At 52.1% G+C, this 23169-nt stretch carries 17 protein-coding genes and 1 pseudogene; 10 read left to right on the top strand and 8 right to left on the bottom strand.

Annotation, left to right across the window (positions count from 1 at the left end; all coding sequences use genetic code 11):
• Positions 1-116 precede the first annotated feature (116 nt).
• The 3 genes and pseudogenes from FOC35_RS20305 to FOC35_RS20295 all read right to left on the bottom strand — a co-directional run bounded on the left by FOC35_RS20305 (position 117) and on the right by FOC35_RS20295 (position 3026).
• The gene (locus FOC35_RS20305; RefSeq protein WP_172569998.1) at positions 117-1259 is read right to left on the bottom strand and encodes a PLP-dependent aspartate aminotransferase family protein; all 1143 of its coding nucleotides are present in this window, start codon (positions 1257-1259) and stop codon (positions 117-119) included.
• Between the two features lie 22 nt (positions 1260-1281).
• A pseudogene (locus tag FOC35_RS20300) lies at positions 1282-2241 on the bottom strand (PLP-dependent cysteine synthase family protein); the annotation flags it as partial.
• A 278-nt stretch (positions 2242-2519) separates the two neighbouring features.
• Positions 2520-3026 (bottom strand): Rrf2 family transcriptional regulator, encoded by a 507-nt coding sequence (locus FOC35_RS20295; RefSeq protein ID WP_172569996.1) that lies wholly within the window; start codon positions 3024-3026, stop codon positions 2520-2522.
• A gap of 172 nt (positions 3027-3198) precedes the next feature.
• On the opposite strand from FOC35_RS20295, the gene FOC35_RS20290 reads away from it, so the two are divergent.
• Together FOC35_RS20290 and FOC35_RS20285 are read left to right on the top strand one after the other, a co-directional pair.
• Positions 3199-4401 (top strand): NAD(P)/FAD-dependent oxidoreductase, encoded by a 1203-nt coding sequence (locus FOC35_RS20290; protein WP_172569995.1) that lies wholly within the window; start codon positions 3199-3201, stop codon positions 4399-4401.
• 156 nt (positions 4402-4557) lie between these two features.
• Positions 4558-5946 (top strand): hypothetical protein, encoded by a 1389-nt coding sequence (locus FOC35_RS20285; protein WP_172569994.1) that lies wholly within the window; start codon positions 4558-4560, stop codon positions 5944-5946.
• A gap of 59 nt (positions 5947-6005) precedes the next feature.
• On the opposite strand, the gene FOC35_RS20280 is transcribed toward FOC35_RS20285, so the two are convergent.
• Positions 6006-6227 carry a YdcH family protein gene (locus FOC35_RS20280; protein WP_016536417.1) on the bottom strand — a complete coding sequence of 74 codons (222 nt, stop codon included), beginning with the start codon at positions 6225-6227 and terminating at the stop codon, positions 6006-6008.
• Positions 6228-6486: 259 nt separating this feature from the next.
• Between FOC35_RS20280 and FOC35_RS20275 the strand changes: the two genes are divergently transcribed.
• From FOC35_RS20275 to FOC35_RS20265, 3 genes are read left to right on the top strand one after another with little or no spacing between them, the layout of a single operon-like run.
• Positions 6487-7251, top strand: a complete 765-nt coding sequence (locus FOC35_RS20275) for a siderophore-interacting protein (RefSeq protein WP_172569993.1) — start codon at positions 6487-6489, stop codon at positions 7249-7251.
• Positions 7252-7261: 10 nt separating this feature from the next.
• Entirely contained in the window at positions 7262-7837 is a 576-nt protein-coding gene (locus FOC35_RS20270; RefSeq protein WP_254065322.1) for a PadR family transcriptional regulator, read from the top strand.
• A 59-nt stretch (positions 7838-7896) separates the two neighbouring features.
• Positions 7897-10791 (top strand): putative adhesin, encoded by a 2895-nt coding sequence (locus FOC35_RS20265; protein WP_172569992.1) that lies wholly within the window; start codon positions 7897-7899, stop codon positions 10789-10791.
• A 188-nt stretch (positions 10792-10979) separates the two neighbouring features.
• Here FOC35_RS20265 and pqqU read toward each other — a convergent pair whose 3' ends face one another.
• Positions 10980-13094: a TonB-dependent receptor PqqU gene (gene pqqU / locus FOC35_RS20260; RefSeq protein WP_172569991.1), complete on the bottom strand. Its 2115-nt coding sequence runs from the start codon at positions 13092-13094 to the stop codon at positions 10980-10982.
• A 258-nt stretch (positions 13095-13352) separates the two neighbouring features.
• Between pqqU and FOC35_RS20255 the strand changes: the two genes are divergently transcribed.
• The 3 genes from FOC35_RS20255 to FOC35_RS20245 are packed head-to-tail and all read left to right on the top strand — an operon-like array spanning position 13353 to position 15164.
• Positions 13353-13913 (top strand): fasciclin domain-containing protein, encoded by a 561-nt coding sequence (locus FOC35_RS20255; protein ID WP_016536423.1) that lies wholly within the window; start codon positions 13353-13355, stop codon positions 13911-13913.
• Between the two features lie 43 nt (positions 13914-13956).
• Positions 13957-14511 carry an RNA polymerase sigma factor gene (locus FOC35_RS20250; RefSeq protein WP_172569990.1) on the top strand — a complete coding sequence of 185 codons (555 nt, stop codon included), beginning with the start codon at positions 13957-13959 and terminating at the stop codon, positions 14509-14511.
• Positions 14508-15164 (top strand): anti-sigma factor domain-containing protein, encoded by a 657-nt coding sequence (locus FOC35_RS20245; protein ID WP_172569989.1) that lies wholly within the window; start codon positions 14508-14510, stop codon positions 15162-15164. The genes FOC35_RS20250 and FOC35_RS20245 overlap by 4 nt, the downstream gene beginning before the upstream one ends.
• A 44-nt stretch (positions 15165-15208) precedes the next feature.
• Here FOC35_RS20245 and ansP read toward each other — a convergent pair whose 3' ends face one another.
• Together ansP and FOC35_RS20235 are read right to left on the bottom strand one after the other, a co-directional pair.
• A complete protein-coding gene (gene ansP / locus FOC35_RS20240) occupies positions 15209-16657 on the bottom strand; it encodes an L-asparagine permease (protein ID WP_172569988.1) in 1449 nt (482 codons plus the stop codon).
• Between the two features lie 283 nt (positions 16658-16940).
• On the bottom strand, positions 16941-18122 hold the full coding sequence (locus FOC35_RS20235) for a hypothetical protein (protein WP_172569987.1): 1182 nt from the start codon (positions 18120-18122) through the stop codon (positions 16941-16943).
• A 328-nt stretch (positions 18123-18450) separates the two neighbouring features.
• Here FOC35_RS20235 and FOC35_RS20230 point away from each other — a divergent pair, with 328 nt between their 5' ends.
• Both FOC35_RS20230 and FOC35_RS20225 read left to right on the top strand, forming a co-directional pair.
• The gene (locus FOC35_RS20230; protein WP_172569986.1) at positions 18451-19353 is read left to right on the top strand and encodes a DMT family transporter; all 903 of its coding nucleotides are present in this window, start codon (positions 18451-18453) and stop codon (positions 19351-19353) included.
• A gap of 83 nt (positions 19354-19436) precedes the next feature.
• On the top strand, positions 19437-19787 hold the full coding sequence (locus FOC35_RS20225) for an MmcQ/YjbR family DNA-binding protein (protein ID WP_172569985.1): 351 nt from the start codon (positions 19437-19439) through the stop codon (positions 19785-19787).
• On the opposite strand, the gene FOC35_RS20220 is transcribed toward FOC35_RS20225, so the two are convergent.
• On the bottom strand, positions 19784-22855 hold the full coding sequence (locus FOC35_RS20220; protein WP_172569984.1) for a beta-galactosidase: 3072 nt from the start codon (positions 22853-22855) through the stop codon (positions 19784-19786). The two genes, FOC35_RS20225 and FOC35_RS20220, sit on opposite strands and share 4 nt — an antisense overlap.
• Between the last annotated feature and the right edge of the window lie 314 nt (positions 22856-23169).

Here is a 23169-nt window from a genome sequence, read left to right as displayed (position 1 = left end):
TATTTTATTCAGGCCCGATAAAGAAATGGTCTTTTGTTGCACTGAATTTTTTCAGCTAACGCAAACAAAAGGCCATTTCTTATATTACTAACAATATTTATCGCCAGTATTTACCTTCAGCTCAGCGCCTGCGCCAGATCGGCTTGTAAATCATCGGCATCCTCAATACCTACGGACAGACGAATCAGCTGCGGTACGATGCCGTTGGCCAGGCGTTGCTCAAGAGGAATGGATGCATGCGTCATGGTGAAAGGCTGGCTGACCAGGCTTTCCACGCCGCCGAGGCTTTCGGCAAGGGTAAACCACTTAAGTTTCTTAATCATCTCTGCCGCACGCTGCTCGCCACCCTGAACCACAATTGAGATCATACCGCCAGGCTGGGACATTTGCCGGCGCGCCAGGTTGTGCTGTGGGTGGCTTTCCAGCCACGGAAAATAAACTTTTTCCACCGCCGGGTGTGCTTCCAGCCATTTAGCCAGCTGTAGGGCATTGGTGCTATGGCGTTCCATGCGCAGTGCCAGGGTACGTATACCGCGCAGAGTAAGGAAGCTGCTGAACGGATCAAGCACGCCGCCAACCGCATTCTGCAAATAGCCCAGTTGCTGAGCGAGATCCTCGTTATCGCCCACTACCGCCAGCCCGGCAACAACGTCAGAATGACCGTTCAGGTATTTGGTTGCCGAATGCACCACGATATCAAACCCGCTTTCCAGCGGGCGCTGCAATGCAGGAGAGGCAAAAGTATTATCGGCCACGCTAATCAGGCGGTGGCGTTTGGCAATATCCGCAATGGCCGCGAGATCGGCCAGCTTAAGCAACGGGTTGGTCGGGGTTTCGACCCAGATCATGCGAGTGTCCGGGCGAATGGCTGCCTCTAACGCCTCGAGATCGTCCGGTTTCACCCAGCTAACCTGGAGAGAAGCGCTGCGCTTGCGCACGTTTTCAATCAGTCGCCATGTTCCGCCATAAACGTCATCAATGGCGATAATGTGGCTGCCGCTGTCAAGAATTTCGAGCACCGTGGAGATAGCCGCCAGGCCGGAAGCAAAGGCATACCCCTGTTTGCCGCCTTCCAGCTCGGCAATCGCGGTTTCCAGCGCCTGGCGCGTTGGGTTGCCGCTGCGGGAATATTCAAAGCCGGTGTGCTGGCCGGGGGCGGGCTGCTCGAAGGTGGATGTGGCGTAGATCGGCGGCATTACCGCGCCGTGTGCATCCTCAAAAGTTCCGCTGTGTACGCTTTGGGTGGCAAACTTAGTCATCATATTTCCTTTGTATTCATGCCAGGTTTTGCTGGCTGAGCCATTGATCGTTAAACATTTTCGACAGGTATTTATTGCCGCTGTCGCAGGCGAAAGTGACCACGCGCTTCGGTGAGGTTTGCGCCTGACAGTAACGAATGGCGGCGGCGAGCAGGGTGCCGGTCGAAGAGCCAGCCAGTACCCCTTCGTGAGTCAAAAGGTTGCGTGCGGTGGCAAAGGCTTCGCGGTCGCTGATGCGGTAGGCATGCCGCACGCTCTTAAAGTCCGCCAGTTCGGGAACAAAATCTTCGCCTATGCCCTCAACCAGCCAGCTTCCCACTTCGCCGTAGCTACCGTGTTCAACTACGTCGGCAAGGATCGAACCGCACGGATCGGCGAGGACAAACTCGGTATCTGGCGAGTGCTGGTGGAAAAATTGCTGTAGCCCGCCAAGCGTACCGCCGGAGCCAACGCCTACCACAATGGCGTCGATTTTTCCTTCGGCCTGCTTCCAAAGTTCAGGTCCCGTACCCCGGGCATGTGCCAGCGGGTTTGCAGGGTTGGAAAACTGGTCGATGTAGAAGCTGCCGGGAATATCCGCCGCCAGCCTGAGGGCGTAGTCCTGGTAGTAATCCGGGTGGCCTTTGGTGACGTCGGAGCGGGTCAGGCGCACATCAACGCCCAGCGCCTGAAGGTGGAAAATCTTCTCCTGGCTCATTTTGTCTGGCACCACCAGAATCAGCGGGTAGCCTTTTTGCGTGGCGATCAGCGCCAGGCCCAGCCCTGTATTCCCGGCGGTTGCTTCGATTATCGTGCCGCCTGGCCGCAATTTGCCGCTGCGTTCAGCCTGCTCAATCATCGATAGCGCAACGCGGTCTTTAATTGAGCCGCCGGGATTTTGGTTTTCCAGCTTCAGCAGCAGCTCGCAGCAGCCGGTATCGAGGTGGTTCAGCCGCAGCAGCGGAGTGTGGCCTATCAGGTCAAGTACAGAGTCGGCAATCATGGTTCTCTCGCAACATGAAAAGTGTTCATGTATGGAATGATAGGGCGGCCAATTGCTCCATCTAAAGAACATAAACCCGCTGTTTAGAACTGAAAGTAATATAATCTGCTGGTTTGGCGGTAGGGAGGGAAAGCCGTTTGGATGTCCAGAATGGGGGATGGCTAAAAGATACGTTTTTTGCGGGATCCGGCTCGTTTTATATACAAAAAAGCCAGCCTGTTATGCGCGGGCTGGCTTAGTATTTGCGAAATTGTACTAACGGGAAAGCATCGGAATAACTAGCTGCTGCGGCGGTCGCGGATCCACTCCTGAACCTCTACAACGAACTCATCCGGCGCTTTGCGATACATGCGGCGGGCAAGATCCAAAACGGTATGCTGGGCCAGCGCTTCTTCCATACGCTGCTGGGCAATGTTCATGACGGCGCGCACGCCGCAAATACCTTCGCAGGCCCATTTGGGCGCAGGTTCGTCGAAAATGGCGAGCCGCTGGCGAATTTCTTTGCAGTCGAAAATGCTCTTTTCACCGTCGATGGCTTCGACAATATCCAGCACGCTAATCTGGTCCGCGGGCCGGGCGAGGCTAAAACCTCCGCCTTTACCTTCGCTGCTGACTACCAGGCCACCTTTAGAAAGCCGGGTAAAAATTTTGCCAAGATAGTCGTACGGCACGCCCTGCAGCTCGGCAATTTCACGTACGCTCATTTCACGGCCTTCGCCTTTACTGTCCACCATGCATATCAGACTGTGAATGCCGTACTCCACGCCCGAACTGTAAAACGCCATGCTGCCTCCGACTGATTTAATCCAGGTAATGTAGGGATTTTACGCCCGGGATGCAATCCGCAGGCGTGAAGTGTCGGTATATAAAATTAACTACGAAAGATCTTGTCGTAGTTAACTGCGACAAGTATAGTCGCAGTCGTTGGCCATCGAGGGCCTTTATTGGAGTAGAGCAATGCAACAGAAGATCCTGATTCTTGGCGCCGGTTTTGCCGGTATGTGGGCGGCCCTGAGCGCAGCGCGCCTGGCGGCAATGCACCAGCGTGAAGATATTGAGATTACCGTGCTTGCACCCCAGCCGGAGCTGCGGGTTCGCCCACGTTTTTATGAAACCCAGGTTGCCTCGCTGGTTGCTCCGTTGCAGCCGCTGTTTGACGTGACCGGCGTGACGTTCGTTAAAGGAGAAGCCCAGCGTATAGACAGCGAAAATCATTGTGTGTGGTACCGCGATGAGCAGGGGAATAGCACTCCGCGCCAGTACGACCGACTGGTACTGGCTACCGGCAGCAACCTCAAACGCGACCTGATTAGCGGGGCGGCGGAACACGCTTTCGATCTCGATCAACTGGAGAGCGCGCTGCGCCTTGAGCAGCATATTTCCGCTCTGGCACAGCGGCCGGACAGCGAAGCGCGTAATACGGTTGTCGTTTGCGGCGGCGGTTTCACCGGAATTGAAATGGCGACTGAACTACCGGCCAGGCTGCACAGCATCCTTGGAACCGATGCCGCAGTCCGCGTCATTGTGGTGGAGAGGGGCGATAAGATTGGCGGCCGCTACAGCAGCGAATTGCGCGAAGTTATCGCCACCGCCAGCGAGGAGCTGGGCGTAGAATGGCGTCTTAATGCTGAAGTGCGTGAAGTGGATGCCGAAGGTCTTGTCCTGGCCGACGGGGAGCGAATTCAGTCGAGCACGGTTATTTTAACCGCTGGCGTACAGGCAAGCCCGCTGACGGAGCAGATTAAAGCCCCGCGCGATAAGCAAGGGCGGCTGCATGTAGACGAATTTCTTAAAGTCGAAGGGCAGCCGGGAATCTTCGCCACCGGCGACGTAGCCCGGGCAGCAACCGATGATAAAGGTAACCTGGCGCTGATGACCTGCCAGCACGCAATAATGCTTGGCCGCTTCGTCGGTTACAACGTGGCGGCAGACTTGCTCAACGTTGCGCCTCTGCCTTATCGCCAGATTAATTACGTCACCTGCCTCGATCTCGGCAACTGGGGAGCGGTGTTCACCGAAGGCTGGGAGCAGGAAGTGAAGCACGTCCGCGAAGAGGCCAAGAAAATTAAGCTCTCAATCACCCAGGAGCTGATTTACCCTCCGGTAGCCGACAGAAAAATTGCGTTTGAAACGGCTGACCCGCTGGCACCTTTCGTTTAAGCGACAGCGCTGGGGTAGCCTGCCGAATCGGGCTGCCCTAAATTAAACGCTAATCCTTAGAGAAAGGGTGGTCAGATGGGCGGTTATCGTCCGTTTGCCGGGGTTTTGGGGTGCTAGTATCAGTAAATAACTTCTTACTATTACTAAAAAAACCTCATGGAAAATAACTTTCTAAAACAGATTCAGCAGTTCCTGGTGGATTTTGAAAGCGCGCCCCTGAACCCTGATTTACCTCGTTACCTGGCTGATTATCTTTTCTCACATCAGCAATTACTGGATGATGCCGAAACAACGCTGACACTAATAAATACCCTTGGCGACTGGCTGGACGGAATAGAATTGCAGCCGAACCAGCTTTACCTCGCACTATACCTGTACTGGATTAGCGCAATGACCCGTAACGGTATCGAGGTCTTTTATTTTGGCGATTTGAATCATCTGCAATTCCTGGGCGCTCGTTTCAGCACGCCGGTGATTAATAATCTTTACTTCCTCAGTGCGGCAGAGACCAACAGGCAGGAAATTGACGATTTTTACGCGAAGATTGCCGGTAGCGTAGCGCCATTTGTTATTTACGATCCCCAGGGGCTCAAGCTGGCCCTGGCCGTTGAACACTCCCAGGCTATTGCCTGTCTCTCCTTTTTTGACCTGTTGATTGATAATTTTATTCCGGCAAGCCCCGATGCCGGGAGCCTCACGCATTTGCTGGCGAAACCCTATTGTGATTTGGCTAGTCCGCAGGTAAAAACGGCGATTATCGGTAATTCTTATAGCTTCTATGGCTTCCCTGAAACGCTCCTTGAGCACAGCGTTAACATCTCTACTCACAGCCTCGGCCTTAAGCAGGCGCAGCAGCTGACCCGCCATATTCTTGACCGCTTTCCCCATATTGAGAATTTTGTGTACTGCCTCGGCTTTTTTGACCTCTACTGCGATTTATTAAAAAGCAAAGATGACTTCAATCAGCAGATAATCCATGTCTGGAGCCAGCTGAACAGCCATTATCAGATAAAGGAAGTCAGCGAGTCGGCAATGGACAGCTGCCTGGTATTCAGCCGCCTGGCGATGCCGTCTCCCGCTCAGGGAGTGAAAATAGACGGGTTAGAGGATTTAAGCGCGCGCGACCAGGTGTGCGACAACTCCCGGGCGATATTTGCCAGCACCGGTTATCTGCCTTTTGAACAGCAACAGCAGGCCGCTCAGCAGCGGGGTGTTTCACATTCGAAATCTATTCGCCATCATTTAACGCTGAATGAGAATGAGCTCCGGGTAACAGCATTGGCGACTGAGCTGGAGCAGCGCGGAAAGCAGGTAGTCTGGCTGACGCCGCCTTTCCCTCCTGCCTACGTGGAGCATCTTGATGAGGAGATGAAGTCGACCCACCGTCGCTGCTTTGCCGGGCTGGAGAGTGCGGGTTCGCGTTTTATCGATCTTTCAGAAAACCAGGCGTTCCGGCCCGAGGATTTCCGCGACGGCGATCATCTGAACTTTACCGGTGCCAGCAGGATGGCGGCAGAGTTGCGCAGATTAAGAGTGGTTATCTGATAAACAAATAAGGAAGGGGAAGCCCCTTCCTTAGTCTTTCCGGTTTCAGGTTCCGGCGGTCAGGCAGGCTGGCTCGCCCGCTTCAACATCTGATAAAGCTCGTCTTTAAGCCTCAGTTTTTCTTTCTTCATTTGCACGACTTCATCGTTATATCCCGTCCCTTGCGGACCCTCCCTGCGCATAATTTCGCTATCGAGACGGTTGTGCTTGTCAAACAGGCTGAGAAAGCGGGGGTTTTCGGATTTCAGGTGGGAAATCAATTCACGGTACTCAGGAAACATGTCAGGCCTCCCTGGTCGGATGGTAGGTGAATGGAATGAAACTGGCAGATGCCAGAGTTCAGTGTAGAAGCAGAAGGCCCGCAAAGGAAAGGTTAAAAAAGCATCGAATTGTCAATTTGCGATCCAGGTTGTTCCTGCGTGTAATGACATGCATTCTCATTCATCAGCGAAAAATAATGCCGTAAAAAGCTAAAGACGGGGTCATTTTTGTGCTCTAAGATATGTCTATGATATATCTTAACCCTCAAGAGAATAACCTATGACGATACAAAATAGCGGCAAAAAAGTGCCTGTTAGGGTGCGAAATGAACTCAAATTCCGTGAGTTGACGGTAAAAAGCAAAGACTTTATCGCTAATACCTTCTTCCGTATTGTGTTCAGCGGCCCGCAGCTGGCCGACTTTTCCTCCCAGGGCTTTGATGACCATATCAAAGTATTTTTCCCGGCGGTGGACAGTGCTTTTACTCCACCTCAAATCACCGACGAAGGTATCGTCTGGGGCGACGGGCCGCGTCCACAATCCCGCGACTATACGCCGCTGGACTTTGATGCGGTACGCCAGGAGCTGACGATAGATTTCTATCTGCATGAAGACGGTGTTGCCAGCAACTGGGCGAGGGACGCGAAGCTAGGCGATAAGCTCACCATTGGCGGGCCACGCGGTTCGCTGGTTATCCCAACCGATTATCGCTGGCAGTTGTACATCTGCGACGAAAGTGGACTTCCGGCGGTGCGCCGCCGCCTGCAATCCCTCCCGGCTGACGCGCGGCCGCTGGTGCTGGTCAACTGCCACAAAGCAGAAAGCCTCCGCTATCTTGAGGCGTTCACCTCCGCACAGGTACAGGCGCTAAAGCATGATGAAATCGTTGAGCTACTGAAAGAGCTTGAGATCCCCGCTGAAGATTATTTCATCTGGATAGTGGGCGAAGGCCAGCAGGCTAAACAGCTGGGCGACTATCTGCTGGAAGTTCGCGGCCTGGATGCAGACCTGGTGCGCACCGTCGCTTACTGGCACGTTAAATAAGGAGCGAGCGATGCGAATTCATCATCTGATGCAGCAAAAATGCGAACGTCATGAACGCCACGGAGGAAGGGGCGGCCACGGTCGTCATGAGCAAAGCAACCCGGAAGGTCGCGCCCGTCATCGCCGTGAGCGCCTGTTTGACGCCAACGATATTCGTCTGCTGATCCTGCATTTACTTTCCGGTGGCCCGGCGCACGGCTATGAGCTAATCAAATCCATTGAAGGACTGGCAAAGGGAGAATATGTTCCCAGCCCCGGCATCATCTACCCGAACCTGACGCTGATGGAAGATATGGGGCTGATTGTTGCCGGCGAAGGGCAAAGTGGCAAAAAAGCATTTGTGTTAACAGATGAAGGGAAAACGTCTCTGGCAGAGCAGTCTCAGGAGCTTGAGGCGGTCACGGGGCGGCTGGCCACGCTGGGCGTGCTTGGCGATAACCGCCGTCTGCCCGAAGTGCAGCGCGCCATTCATAACTTTAAAATGGCGCTGAACACAAAGTTGGGAAGTGCAGGCTTGTCGCAGGAAACGCTGTACAAGATAGTCGATACCCTTGACCAGGCGGCGAAAGATATAGAACGCAGTTGAGTCTAAAAGCCATTAACTGAAAGTAATACCGGCGCTGATATGCGATAAGCTATATTTACATGGAAAAAGGCTTAATCATGCCAGTATCAGCGTCGCAGCACAGAGTTTCAGCCGGAGCTTACCAGAATATGCTTCACGATAATTTCAGGGTAAATTCCACAATAAAGACCCAGGACATAAACCTGGACCGCTCTGACATTCCGGATGAAATACGCAATGTAGGAAGCAGCATCAACAGAGTAGTCAATTCCTACGAAGAGCTAAGCAGACCATCATACCAGGCTACAGCGCCGCGGCAGGGCATAGCCGCACCGCTGTTGTTGCTGTTGAGTCAGGTAAGACTTGATGCTATCCCGTTTTCATCTGACCTACTGAGATTTCCGGCAGCGGATGCATCGCCGGTGCCGCTGGCTGAAACAAAATCAACCATGGCAGCAGATATCCTCCGGGATTTGAAAAGCGATGGCTATATTGTTACAGGCGGTCGGAAGCAGAGCGAATTAATTTCCAGCCTGGTAAAGTATTGGGTCTCTGACGGGCAACTGACCGCAGATGAAAGCGGAGATGCTGAACTGTGGCTTAGGTCGGAAGCCGCCGGAATGCCGATGGTTGTTGCCCGCCTTGATAATGAAAGTTCGGGCACCACCCGCACGAGACGGGCTCTGGTCGAAGAGTCTGACCCTGGAACTGGAGAACATATAAAAGAACACTGTGCATTTGAAGAAGACATACTTAATGCAAGGGGGGAGAACCAGGGAAAGCTGCTTTTATTCGAGGCCCAAAGGGCCGAAAATCCGTTTCGCATGATATATGATAATACTGATGGAGGCCCCTCTCCGGAAGCCCGCAGCGTTGCAAATGGCCTTAACATAGTTGCCGGCATTCTTACGCTGGGAATCTTGCCCTTATTCGGGGGACTTATAGCAAACGCCAAACGACGGGAATATTATCAGACCAAAGGGGATGAAATTTGTGCAGAACGATTCAGAAGGTTGTTTATTGCGGAAGTGGCAACGTCTCTTGATGTGGACGGGCTGACATTTGCGCAGCGGGGAGGTACCGGGAAAGTGAAACCATCAGAACTTTTCCACGCTTTGCCGGAACAAGAGAGGGCTGCCTTTTATACCCGCAACCCACGCTCCGGCATCAGAAAGGAAATTCTGCTGGAGCTGAAACTGGGAAGAGGAGCAATAAATGATAATGGAAGCAAGGTTTATCTCAAACCAACTGATAAAACCAATGAATTCACAACATATTCCCCTGATGCAGTAAACCCGGAGTTACTGGAGAGGCGAGTTATTGTTGATGAAAGTAATATGTCATGGCGTTATGCGGATAGTTTTGACTCAACGGGTCTCAATGTCGAAATCAGTGAGGGAAAACAACAGGTAAGACTGCATGATGAAAACTATGAACTTCATCAGGATGCTGTCGGTAAATATGAAATCGTTGTAAATAAAAAATCAGGGGTGAAAAAATTTATTCCTATTTATATGGAGCCATTATCACGGACATGGCATCTCAGCACGCATAATGAACACTCTGTATTCAGCAACAAACAAATTAACACCATAGCAGAAATAAAAGTAAAAAAAGAAAATGGATTTTATTATGCCCGCAGAGGAAACAATAATCAGAACTACTACGGGAATGGTAATATATATGTACAGGAGCAAATAGGTGATTACAATCGCTATCCCTGGGGGCGTTGTGTTGAAATGAACGGTGAACTGGTTCCAGTTAAAGAAATGATAACACCGGGACATGGTTCTCATTATGAAGTGTACGACCTGTCGTTTCCTGATAAAAAAGGCCATCGGATTGAGTGGGATGGTAATCGCTGGTTATTTGAGCGAAAAACATCTTCTCATGTATCTGAAAATTTAGAGAAAATAATTGGTCCAGAAATTATTGTTGCAAAAGTGGATGCGGGAAAAATTTCGGCCCCTGACCATCAGGGATTAAGATATGATGCTGATGAAAATAGATATATTAAAATTGATAATAACTTTGTTAATGTTTATAAACATGAGCAGTTATATTGCATCAGAAAAAATAATGGTGATAATTTATTTATTGATTTTAAAAAAGATGAGTTCTTTTTGCATGGGAATAAGGTTGCGGATAGATTTGATGGCAGAAAAGTAGCGAATATAGATATATCTGCACTTGGCGTTCACTCTATTCCAAATCATAAAAACCTTTACATTACAGATAATGGTAGTCTTTATATAAAGTTAAACGGTGAACATTATCCAGTCGAATTTATGGGTAAGGATAGACGGGTGGTCCTTATTGGATCACCAAATGAAATTCGCCTTTCCTGCATATATGGGGCTGAGGACGGTAGTGTAAAAAATATCGATGAATACCTTGGTCAGTCCATTTTGACATATAATGGAGATACCGAGTTGTATATTGGCACCGATATGGCAACTGAAAAATCAAAGATTATGAGATATGATAAAAACAAAAACAACCTGGTTAAAACTCATGCTATTTCGATCCGTGATATAAACAAACAACTAAATAAAATAGAGTTCAAAAACTTTGATCTGTACATTCCTAAAAAAACGTCCCGCGATGTATATCTTGCAGCACATGCTGCACAGGATATTAATCTTGCCAGTCAAATACCTGATAACCTCGAATTAAAATTCTATACAGAGAAAGGGAGGCCTCTTCATGGCTATGTTGATGACTTGCAAGATTTAGTGAATGGAAAATTTAATGCGGTAGAAACAAAAAAAGGAGGTGAATACATTGAGGCTTACGCTATAATTTTTGATCATGACTCACAAATTAATTACGCCAGATTAGCAGTTGAATCAAATAAAAGTATAATAAAGGTTAAAGATCATGGTGAGGTGACGTTGAAAAATTTACTCCGCGATATATCTTCCCTGTCTGATGAAGATAAAACGCTTCATCTGTATATGTGTCGATCGTTTTAAAGCTTCCGCTGACGCCTCTTTTAATGTCAGCGTTAAGTTACTCACCGCGCAGATGGCGGGTCAACATCCCTCGGCAGGTGAACGTGATTTCTCAAAACGAATGTCCGACTCGCCAGATTTTGAGACGGACATCCATTATAAAATCCTGTTCTATATCGCCCCTCCGGGTTTAGCCGAAGGGGAGATGATTACTGGAAGCTGTAGCTCAGGTTAACGCCCACGCCATAATTACGGCCCGGAGCCGGTTCAAAATAGCGACCGTTTCCTTCGTTTACAATCACCGAACCAACATAATCCCGATCAAACAGATTATCTACCCGGCCCCAGACGTCCAGCAGCCAGTTTTGCTTCACATGCAATTTGTAGCCGGTATTCAGCGAGGCGGTGGTATAAGTTGGCGCTTTTGCATCGTTCTGGTCGTCGGCCTGAATATCGCTCATATAGCGCACATCTGCTCCGGCGTACCAGCCTTCTTCCGGGGCGTATTCCAGAGAGGCATAGCCCATATTGCGTGCGATGCCCGGCATGCGGTTGCCATTACAGTCACTCGCCCCGCAGGCGTTACTGCGGTACGTCGCATCAAGGTAAGTCCATGCCATTTTCATGCGCCAGTCATAGCCGAACTGCTGGTCAAGCGACAGCTCAAGCCCGCGCCTGCGAGTTTCTCCGGCATTTTTGTAGGTTGTGCGACCGCCGCTGCTTTGATCGACAACGATCTCGTTATCGGTATCGGTCTGGAACAGGGCCGCGGTGAAGAGGCCGTTGCCTATGCGGTTTTTACTGCCAACCTCAAAGGTGTTGCTGGTGGACGGTTTGAGGCCAAAGTTAAGCCCGGATTCGCCGTTATCGCGGTAGGAGAGTTCATTGATTGTCGGCGTTTCAAAGCCGCGCCCCGCTGAGGTGTAAACATTCCACCCGTCGTTTATCGCGTATTTGAGCGAGGCCGCAGGCAGCCATTTATGGTAGCTGGCGTCGCCGCTGTCATCCCCGTTTTTACCGACGATGTAATGGTCGTTTGAGTCGAAATAGACCGAGCTATAGCGCACGCCCGCATCGAGGCTAAGTTTGTCGGTTAACTGCCATGCGGTTTGCAGATACGGATCGAGGTTCCACATCAGGTTGCGCTCATTGCGGCGCAGATTACCTTTTTCACCGAATACCGGTGCGCCATTTTCAACCACAAAATTCTCGTAGCCTTTGCGCTTTTCGGTCATCGTTTCATAGTCGAGACCGGTGGTGAAGGTCACCGGAACCACGCCCAGATCGCCGGTGTGCGTCCAGCGCGTATCAATCCCCTGATAGTGCCTCGCGAGCTGAATAACGCCGCCGGGGTGGGTCGGGTTTTTCTGCGGAGCCAGCGGAATTGACTGATATTGCGTGGTTTCCCGCACGCCCGCGTACATCATCACGCTTAAATCATCGTGCTCGCTGAGCTGGCGCTCGTAGCGAAGGCCGCCCTGAGTCTGTTTGGTGGTTTTGCGGGTGTTGTACTGATCTGCTCGCGGAGCCTGGCGCGGGTTATCCCGCCATTCTTGCTCCGTCAGGCCGCCAGGGTCATTGGCATCGATATCCACGCTGTTAAACATCAGAGTCAGCTTGCTGGCGTCATCCAGGCGAACGCCCAATTTCGCATTGCCGAGATTTTTCTGGGCGCTGCTGTGGTCGCGATAGCCGTGGGTGGTGAACCTGGAAGCTGAAATCGCGTAGTCCACGTCTCCTGCGTGGGTGCCGTCGCCGGTGGAGCCAGTCGCCTTCACGCTGTTGCGCCAACTGCCGAAACTGCCGTAATAGCTGCTGGCTTCCAGGGTTGGCGGCTGGGTTCCGGTTTGGGTTTTAACGTTTACCACGCCGCCGGAAGCGTTGCCGTAAAGCGCAGAGAATGGCCCGCGCAGTACTTCAACTCTTTCCACGCTGTTCAGGTCAATATTCGAAGTTTGCCCCTGTCCGTCGGGCATGGTTGCGGGAATACCGTCAACATACATGCGCACTCCGCGCACACCGTACATCGAGCGCGAGCCAAAGCCGCGAACCGAGAGCTGCAAGTCCTGGGCATAGTTCTGGCGATTTTGTATCTGTAGCCCCGGCACGCTGCTAAGGCTTTCGGAAAGATTTATCCGCGGAGCAGCCTGGCGCATATCGTCGCCATTTACCACGCTAACCGCCGCCGGCGTATCCAGTTCTGAGACGATAGCCGGTTTTGCCGTAACCAGCAGGGTGGTTTCGTCGCTTTTAGCCGTTTCGGTGGCGTGGGCAAAGCAGGGCGTAAGAGCCGGGATTAAAAGAAGAGGGAACGCGGTTTTCATTCTGTGAGGCTTGTTTTTCAGGGCTATTTTCATCAGGAAGTGTTTTGCGGCTGGCGCCAGTTATTCTGGACAGGAAGGGTATATGTTAGTGGTTGTGTGTAAATTTTGAAAATTATTAGCGCACGTAACGTTAACTATTGGTTGCGAGTGATGAAAAAGAGGGCAAATTATTTTTTAAAATTGCTGCATCCGGCGGGAGTACCTCAAACGTATATCCAGTTGTGAGCAACTTTTGCTCCTACAACTGAGGAATTCAAAATGAACAAATACTTTGCTTCTGCCGTGTGTGCTTCCGCTTTTTTCAGCACTATCAGCATTGCCGCGATGAATAATGACTCAGTCATGGTCGGCGGTGCGGCTATGTACCCCTCAAAAAATATCGTTGAAAACGCCGTGAACTCCAAAGACCACACCACGCTGGTTGCGGCAGTTAAGGCGGCGGGCCTGGTGGATACCCTGGAGAGCAAAGGGCCGTTTACCGTATTTGCACCTACCGATGCGGCGTTTGCCAAACTCCCGGCTGGAACAGTGAGTAATCTCGTAAAACCTGAAAATAAAGCCACGCTGACTTCTATCCTTACCTATCACGTTGTTGCCGGAAGGTACGACATGAAAGCGCTGGAGAAAAAAATTCAGCAGGGCGGCGGGCACGCGGAACTGAAAACCGTGAACGGCCAGCCGCTGTGGATTATGAGCAACGGCCCGCACAATATTCAGCTTAAAGACGGCAAAGGAAACATTGCCAATATCAGCACTTATGACGTTAATCAGAAAAATGGCGTAATCGACGTTATTGATACCGTACTGATGCCGAAGTGAGTGTCTATACTCGATTCAGGCTTGTTGCCCGGTCGGGAACTCTATGGATAAAACTCTGGTAGAACAGCAGGTAAAATTGATGCAGGCGGTCGCGGAAGGCGACCGTCGCGCATTTGAGCAACTTTATCGTCAGACTTCGTCCCATCTTTTTGCCGTGGCGCTGCGTACTGTTCAGCGCCGCTCCTGGGCAGAAGAGTGCCTGCATGACGCATTCCTTACGGTATGGAACCGGGCTTCAGGTTACGACCCTGCGTTAAGCTCTCCGGTCACCTGGCTTACCCATATTGTGCGTAACCGCTGTATTGACTGGTTGCGCAGCGGGCAGTCTCGCGCGGCAAATCAGGAAGATGTATTGAGCGATCAAACGCCGGATGTTGAAGAGCAGCAGGATAACGGCTGGTGCGACGAACAGCAGGCCAGCCGACTGCGCGGCTGCCTCGACGGACTTAGCAGTGAGCAACGGCAAAGCGTGGTGCTGGCCTATTATCAGGGCATGTCCCACGGCGATATCGCCGACTGGCTTCAACAGCCGCTCGGCACGGTTAAAAGCTGGATCCGCAGGGCGTTGGATCATCTGAAGGATTGTGTCGGCCTATGAACAGCAGCCAAAAAAGAGATAACGCCCTTGCCGCCGAATATGCCCTCGGCACGCTGCGCGGCAATGCGCGTTTACGGTTTGAAAAGCGCCTTCGGCTTGAGCCGGAGCTTGCCGCCGTGACGGGCCGCTGGCAGACGCTGCTGGGCGGGCTGGACAGCCATCTTGCCCCACAGCAGCCGCCCGAAAGCGTTTGGAAGAAAATTCAGCTTAGCCTACCGCCGGAGCGCAGCAATGAGCGTTCACGCTGGAGCTGGAACTATCTCGGCTGGGCACTGGCCGCCGGTATTGCAGCCGTGGCGCTGGTGCCTTATTTCAGCAGCAAAGCGCCGGAACTGGCTCCGCTGGTGGTGCTTAACGGCGCGCATCAGCAGGGGCAGTGGCTGGTTAGTGCAGACAGCGAACGTAAAACCCTCAGCCTGACGCCGCTCCAGACGGCGGCGATTTCCGCCAACAATAGTCTACAGCTGTGGGCTATTCCGGTGGGGGCGAAGCCGGTTTCTCTGGGGCTGCTGGATAGCAGAGCACAGAGCAAAGTGGATAACGGAGGCGTGACGTTGTCACGCGGGGTGACTATCGCCATCAGCCTTGAGCCGCAGGGTGGTTCGCCAACGGGTCAGCCAACCGGGCCGGTGGTGTATAGCGGAGTGCTGTAGCGATTAATCCTCTCCCGGCGGGGAGAGGATTGAGGTAAGGCGGGTTATTCGTGGTGATCGTGAACTTGCTGAGCCACTTCATGCACGCGTTTGCGCGCCCCGAACCAGCCCAGAGTCAGCAGCACACCCAGCACCGGAATAGACGCGATGGTGTAGGTGCCGTTCGGGTAGTCGAGCGCCATCAGCACCAGGACGCCAAGCAGGAACAGCAGCGTCAGCCATGAGGTAAACGGTGCGCCCGGCAGCTTGAAGCTTACTTCTTCCGCTTTCCCTTCTTTAATCGCTTTGCGCAGGCGAATCTGGCACAGCACGATAAACGCCCAGGAAGTGATAATGCCGAGCGAAGCGACGTTCAGCACAATCTCGAACACCTGAGAAGGAACCAGATAGTTGAGGAATACGCCAATAACGTAGACGCCGCTGGTTACCAGAATACCGGCATACGGCACCTGGTTCTTGCTCATCTTCGACATAAATTGCGGAGCGGAGCCGCCCATAGACATAGAGCGTAGAATACGCCCGGTGCAGTACAGCCCCGAGTTCAGGCTGGAAAGCGCCGCCGTCAGCACCACGATGTTCATCACGTCCCCGATGTACGGCACGCCAAGCTTCGAGAAGAAGGTAACAAACGGGCTTTGGCCTGCCTGGTAGGCATTCCACGGCAGCAACAGCACCAGCAGCACCACCGAGCCCACGTAGAACAGGCCGATACGCCAGATAACGCTGTTAATTGCCTTGGGCACCATGGTTTTCGGGTCTTTACATTCCCCGGCGGCGGTGCCTACCAGCTCGATGGAGGCAAAAGCGAATACCACGCCCTGTACCAGTACCAGAGCAGGCAACAGTCCGTGCGGGAACAGCCCGCCGTTGTCGGTTATCAGGTGGAAACCGGTAGTGTTGCCGTCGATAGGTTTGCCGGTGCCGAGGAAGATGGTGCCGACAATCAGGAAGGCGACAATCGCCAGCACTTTGATTAGCGCAAACCAGAACTCCATTTCGGCGAACCACTTCACGCCAATCATGTTCATGGCGGCGACCACGGCCAGCGCACCCAGGGCGAATACCCACTGCGGAACATCGCCAAACGCGCCCCAGTAGTGCATGTAGAGCGCAACGGCGGTGATATCCACGATGCCGGTCATCGCCCAGTTGACGAAGTACATCCAGCCGCAAACGTAGGCCGCTTTTTCGCCGAGAAATTCACGGGTATAAGAGACGAAGCTGCCGCTCGACGGGCGGTGGATAACCAGCTCGCCCAGCGCACGCAGAATGAAGAAAGAGAAGATACCGCAAACTAAGTAGATTAGCGCCAGCGCGGGGCCGGCTGCCTGCAGGCGGGCGCCGGCGCCGAGAAACAGGCCGGTGCCGATAGCGCCACCGATGGCAATCATCTGTACGTGGCGGTTGCCCATCGCCTGGTGATAGCCCGAGTCCTGTGAATTTAACCAACGCCTTTTTGCGGCGCGGTGTTCCGCTTCAGTCTTTGTTTTCATTGAGATTCCTGTCTGCCTTTGAGTTAAAAAGCGCCGTCCTTTTCCGCCCGTTAATTCTGGCTGCGGAGGCCGTGAAAAAGAGGGCGAGGAATCCTGGCAGAAAATTGAATGAGAAGCAAAATTACAAACTTGTCTTTTTACTGATGATATTCAGTAGCTGTGATGTGGGTAACATTCTCAACTTTTGGAGAGTCATCCACCCTGGCCTGAGTAGGTGATGTAGCGGCAGTCATTTTGCAATATTGCTGCCGCTTCCCGACGTTAGTTAAAGAGGATTGCGGGATCAGTAAGGCAGCAGTTTTGCATTTCGCGTTTGTGCGACTTCTTGTAACTGAATTTTATAGACGCCTTCGCCCGAGTTTCTGACTATGTTGTTGACTCTAAAATTAGCTTTTGGGGAGTAGAGCTTTTCTTCTTCAGTGGCTTTATTCCCGAATGAGAGACCATTGCCTACCGTTATTCCCCTGGCGCTGTTACCTTTAATTTCAAAGATAACCTTTACAGCATCATTGCTGTTACTGGCGAACTCTTTAGCTACGCCAGCGCTTTTAGATGTAGAGAAAAACTGACCCGGTTTATATACTTGGTTTTGATCTTGCTTGAACTGTTCAACCAGTGAGTTAAGGCCTGCCGTTGTCATGCCTTGCCCCCGGAAGGTATGCATATTACTGCCTCCAGGCGTATACCAGGCGTCTGCCGCTGCGCTGACCATACGCGACAGATCCGAAGCACATGCGTTGATCGTGTTTTTTATATCTTTGTTGCCGCCGGAGAAAATGTTATCGCCTTTGGCCGACTGATACTCTGAGATAACTTCTCTGCTGCTAAGCCTTCCGGGCTCTTTACCCTGACCAAACTGATAGCGAGCCTCGGCGTTTAAAGCCTTACAGCCTGCATTGCTTTGGTAGATGAGAGAGAAATCCTTACTGGTTTTTGTGGATTGTGCACCTGATTTATCAGCGCTGGTTTTAGCCGTGGTCACGTTCCCCATATTCTCGTCTTTGATCTGCCGGACCCTGACGTTTTTGAGTTCGGTTTCTTTATATCCAAGATCCTGTTTCAGGCTGGTCATTTTGGCTTTATCGCTTTTGATTTCAGATGAAATGACAGAAATTGCCTTTGAGGCTGATACCTGGCTACCCGGGACGCCAAGCTTGCTTGCTGCATCCGCTCGTTCCTTCTGATAGCGGCTGCCGCTGAATAATGCCTTTCCTGAACCGGGTTTGAAATTACTGCCTTTCAGCCTGATGCTGGAATCCCCGCCATGCTTATCAGAGATAGCATTCAGAGTATTGAGTGATGTTTGATTACGTTTGATTGAAGTATCCAATTTATCAATCGAGTTTTTGACACCTCTAATCTCTGAACCCAGCTTGCGTTCTTGATTTTGCAACTCGGCTTTTGCCGGCTGCAGCGACTGGCTTGAGATGTGCGTAGCGCGATTATTGTTAACACTCATGTTCATAGGTTTTTCTCTATTAAGGGGTAAAATAGGTAAAGTTTAATTGGCTGTGTAATATATTCTTTCCGATGATGCTTTAATCGGTGCCGATAAGCTTTCAAGAAAAGCTCCAGAAAGAGCCTGGAAGATACGAGTGTCCCTGCGGGAGCCACCATTTAAGGCGCAGCTAACCCAGGATGCATTTACCCCAAATCTTGCTAACTCATTCCTGAAATTAGAAAGATGTTTGTTTACGCGAGTACCTGGTTTACAGTCCCCATCAGACTTAATGACGGTAACACCTTATTACACATGGAAAAAATAGGTTCTTTAACAGGGGAAGGGTGACGGTATGCGAGCATCGGATTATCTCAGGCTGTTATTTCTTGCTGCGGTATGGGGCGCCAGTTTTCTCTTTATGAAAATTGCCGCACCGGAGTTTGGCGCAATTAATACGGCGTTTTTAAGGGTGTTTTTCGGTTTTTTTGGATTGGCTGTGATTCTCTTCATTCTGAAATCATCCTTTAACTTTGACGGCAAGTTTCGCTCCGCGCTTGTGCTGGGAGCGATAAACTCCGGGCTGCCATTTTTTATGTATTGCCTGGCTGCACAACTGTTACCCGCAGGGTATTCGGCAATCTTAAATGCAACAACTCCGTTAATGGGTGCGATCGTCGGCTTCTCCTTCTTTGGCGAGAAGCTTAGCGCCAGAAAATGGGTCGGCGTGGTGCTGGGGCTGGCGGGGATAATGGTCATCACCTCAGTCGGCGATACTCATTCAACTAACGAGAAGATCTTTGGCATCATTGCCTGCCTGGTGGCGACTACCTGCTACGGCGTTGCCGGGTTCTTAACCCGCCGCTGGATCTCTGATAAAGGGGGGCTTGATCCTAAAATTGTCGCTTTTGGCAGCCAGGTTGGTGCGACGCTGTTCCTGCTTCCATTCTTTGCCTGGAGCGTAAGCACAGGCCCAACCATAAACTGGATGCAGGGTAACGTGTGGCTAAGCGTGCTGGGGCTCGGTATTATTTGTACCGCCGTTGCCTATATTTTTTATTTCCGCTTAATTGCTGATATAGGGCCACTGCGCAGCCTGACGGTGACTTTTTTAATCCCTCCTTTTGGCGTCTTATGGGGATACCTGATTCTAAACGAGACCATCAGCGAAGGGTTTATCATCGGCGCGCTAATTGTCTGTGTTTCAGTCTGGCTGGTTATCAGCCCGGAAAAGAAAAGGGTAGCCGTAAACGGTTAGCCGTTGCGGCAGAGCACCCTCTAATGGCGTTATAATCGGAGCGTGCTGGCAGCCGGTTTCTGGCACGCATTCAAGGAGAAACGATGAAACGTGAAGCCCTCTTTGCCGCCGTATTTGAAAAATACCAGGTTGAGCCTGACTATCCGTGGGATAAATTTAAGGATTACGCTGTGTTGCGTCACCGCTACAAAAGAAAGTGGTTTGGCGTGGTGCTGAGCATTTCTGGGGCAAAACTCGGACTCGAGAGCGATGAGATAGTAGATATCGTTAACGTTAAGGTGATGCCCTCGGTGGTGGGCTCGTTAAGAATGCAGCCGGGCATATTGCCCGGCTATCATATGAATAAAGAGCACTGGATAACGGTGCTGCTGGATAAGGTGCCCGATGAAGATATCCTCGGGCTGCTTGATGAAAGCTTTAGCCTGACCCGCTAATTGCGTTTCCAGCTTATCGCATAACAGTAACGCGAGCCGGAAAGCAGAAACTCCGGCGAGACGCTGGGGCTCCAGGAGTCGTCGCCCCCGACGCCCATATGGAAGCCGTCGATATTCAGCCAGCAACCTGCCTCCTCTTTAAGCAGATGGCGGTGAGTAGCTTCGCGCAGCTGCCGCTGGCTGTAACGGCTTATACCGAACTGAAAAGCACCGCTAAGCCGGTTCTCACCATACTCAAGCAACGTTGTGCCGCAGCGAAGGCCGTTTTCACTCGGGAAGACGTATGGCGTATACATGGCCGCAAGCGGCTGCGTCCAGCGGTCGTAGTGCGCAGAGCTTTGGCGGTCGGGGTAGTTTTCGTGCGGGCCAAGCCCCTGCCAGCTAACCTCCGGTTCAATCTCTGCCAGCTGGCAGCTCAGGCCAATTCGCGCCGGAGCCGGAATGCCGTAGGCAACCTCAACGTCAACGCTAATATGCAGTTCGCCCTCGCAGTCTATACGGTAGCTTTTTCGGCTAATAAACAGCGTGCAGCCGTTGCCCCGGAAAGCATGTTCGCTACGAATCAGGACTTCCTTGCCCAACGAGAAGGCTTCAAAGCCGATCAGTTCAGTCGTAAGGCTATACATACCGGCCGCCTTCCAGCGCTCTACCCATGCATTCGGATCGATATGCGCGGCTTCGCTGATGCCGATATCGTTATCCAACGGGGCACGAGTGAAGTTATCCTCAAGCGGCGTAAGAATAACGGGACGCTGATGGCTAAGCCACTGGCAAAGCAGGCCGCTTGTGCGCTCAAAGCGCCAGTGTTGCTCGCCGTGGAATACCTCCGCATAGCGCTCATCCATTTGCAGGATGGGTGCAATACCCGGTTTGCCGCTCTGCGGGACGGCTAGAGTGGACGGCAACTGCCATTGATCTTTAGCGCAAATATGACCGGCATCGCTCCAGGCCGTAGCGGCCAACTGCCGCACTTCGACATTGAGCCAAAGCTGCCCGCTGCGGCTAACTTCCGGCAGGCTTAACTCAATAATCCGGGTTTCCTGCGGTGGCAAGTCGAGCGAGTATTCCCCGCTCGCTAACGTTTCCCCCTCGCACTTCAGCGCCCAGAAAAGATGTTCGTTATCGCTGTGGCGGAACAAGTATTCGCTGGTCACTTCCAGCCGGTTGCCAGGCAAAAGCTGGAACTGGAAGAACTGCTGCGCCTGTTTTGCTTCGTACAACGCGGGGTGAGGCGTGCGGTCAGCAAACACCAGGCCGTTCATACAGAACTGACGATCGTTTGGCTTGTCGCCAAAGTCACCGCCGTAGGCCGCCCACGGCATGCCGTTTTCATCGTAACGTGTGAGCGACTGGTCTACCCAGTCCCAGACAAAGCCGCCCTGCAGGCGAGGGTGCTGACGGAAGGCGTCCCAGTACTTGCTGAAGCCGCCGAAGCTGTTGCCCATGGCGTGGGCGTATTCGCACAAAATCAACGGACGATTCTCTTCCGGCAGGCCAATCCACTTTTTAATCGACCACTTCGGCACCTGCGGGAAGGGCTGGTCCATATCAACTCGGGCATACATAGGGCAAACAATGTCGGTTGCCGCACTGTTTGCGCCGCCGCCTTCGTACTGCACCGGGCGGGTTGGATCGTTAGATTTAATCCAGCCGTAGAGCGCATCGTGATTGCTACCGTGGCCAGACTCATTGCCCAGCGACCAGATAATTATCGACGGATGGTTACGGTCTCGTTGCACCATGCGGGTGACGCGCTCGGCCATCGCCGGTAGCCAGCGTGCGTCGTCGCTCAGGCGGTTCATCGGCACCATGCCGTGGGTTTCAATGTTCGCTTCATCCACCACATAAAGCCCGTAGTAATCGCACAGGCGATACCAAAGTGGATGGTTAGGATAGTGGGAGCAGCGCACGGCGTTAAAGTTATGCTGCTTCATCAGCAGAATATCCCGGCGCATGGTTTCGAAGTCCATCACCTGGCCGTTTTCCGGGTGATGCTCGTGGCGGTTGGTGCCGCGCAAAAGCAGCGGCTTGCCGTTAAGCTTTAATAATCCGCCGCTGATTTCAACTTTACGGAAGCCAACATCGCAGGCTTCGGCTTCAATGACATCATTCCCGCGTTTGAGCAGCACTACGGCGCGATAGAGGTTCGGTACCTCTGCGCTCCAGAGCAGCGGGCTTTGAACGGGCAGACGCAGGCAGGTACGGTCATTATAACTGCCGCGTTCGTCAATGATTTCGCTACCGATGGCCTGCTGATGAACGGCAATCAGTTGGTCTGCATACCAGAGCTGAACGGCAATTTCGCAGCCTGAAACCTCAGGTCCCTCAATCATTACCAACGCTTCTAATTCGGCACGGGTAAAGTCTTCATTTAAATGGGTCACCAGTCGGATATCGCTGATTCGGACATCCGGCTTATGCAATAGCGAAACGTCGCGGAAGATCCCGCTCATGCGCCACATATCCTGGTCTTCCAGATACGTGCCGTCGCTCCAGCGCAGCACCATAACCGCAATGCAGTTTTGGCCGGATTTTAACGCAGCGCTAAGGTCGAATTCTGAGGGAAGGCGGCTGTCCTGGGCGTAACCTATCCATATGCCGTTGCACCACAGATGAAAAGCCGAATTCACTCCGTCAAACACGATGCGCGTTTGGCCGCTGCTTAACCACGCCTGTTCGATATCAAATACGAGCGAGTAACAACCGGTGGGATTTTCTTCCGGCACAAAAGGAGGGGTCACCGGGATTGGATAGGTAATGTTGGTATAAATCGGCGCATCGTAGCCCAGCATTTGCCAGTTAGAGGGCACGGGAATCTCTTTCGCATCCCCCAGGTTTTGCGTTAACCAACTTTCCGGCACCGACTCAGGGCGAGGAAAATAGCTAAACTGCCAGATGCCATTAAGCTTTTTAAGCGACGGTGACGGTGCATCGTTGCGCGCGGCTTCTGCACCCCGCCAGCTTGAAAAGGGGGGATGCGCTGCCAGCTGATTGAGCTGCGTAACCGCCGGAGATTCCCAGTCTCGCCGGGCAAGAATAGCGCTTAGTGATAGTGTTCTGTGACTCATTTCGGCAGGCCTCTTTTTTTTACTGTCTACACAGTTCAGGGCAATATGTTGCTGAAAGCCGATGAAGTAAATAGGTGATCGGGTTCGAAAGAAAACAAATTTGCAAAATGTATATCCCGTCTTGTTCTGGGTGAAAACCAGGCAAAGCGCCGCGAGCACAGAAGTCAGGCAGGCAATAAAATCCAGGGGGAATTAGTCGTTAAAGTTACAAATAGAGTTAATTTAATATCGTTAGATCAGCAGCTAATCCATTTTCACCGCCAATAAATGCTGATATCACTTTAATAATCACCCATAAAAATGATCGTTTTATG

This window comes from Cedecea sp. FDAARGOS_727 (assembly GCF_012273235.1).
In the GTDB taxonomy this organism is placed as follows: Bacteria; Pseudomonadota; Gammaproteobacteria; order Enterobacterales; family Enterobacteriaceae; genus Cedecea; species Cedecea davisae.
Note: the sequence above shows the minus strand (reverse complement) of the source record. Positions and strands in the feature narration are given on the sequence as shown.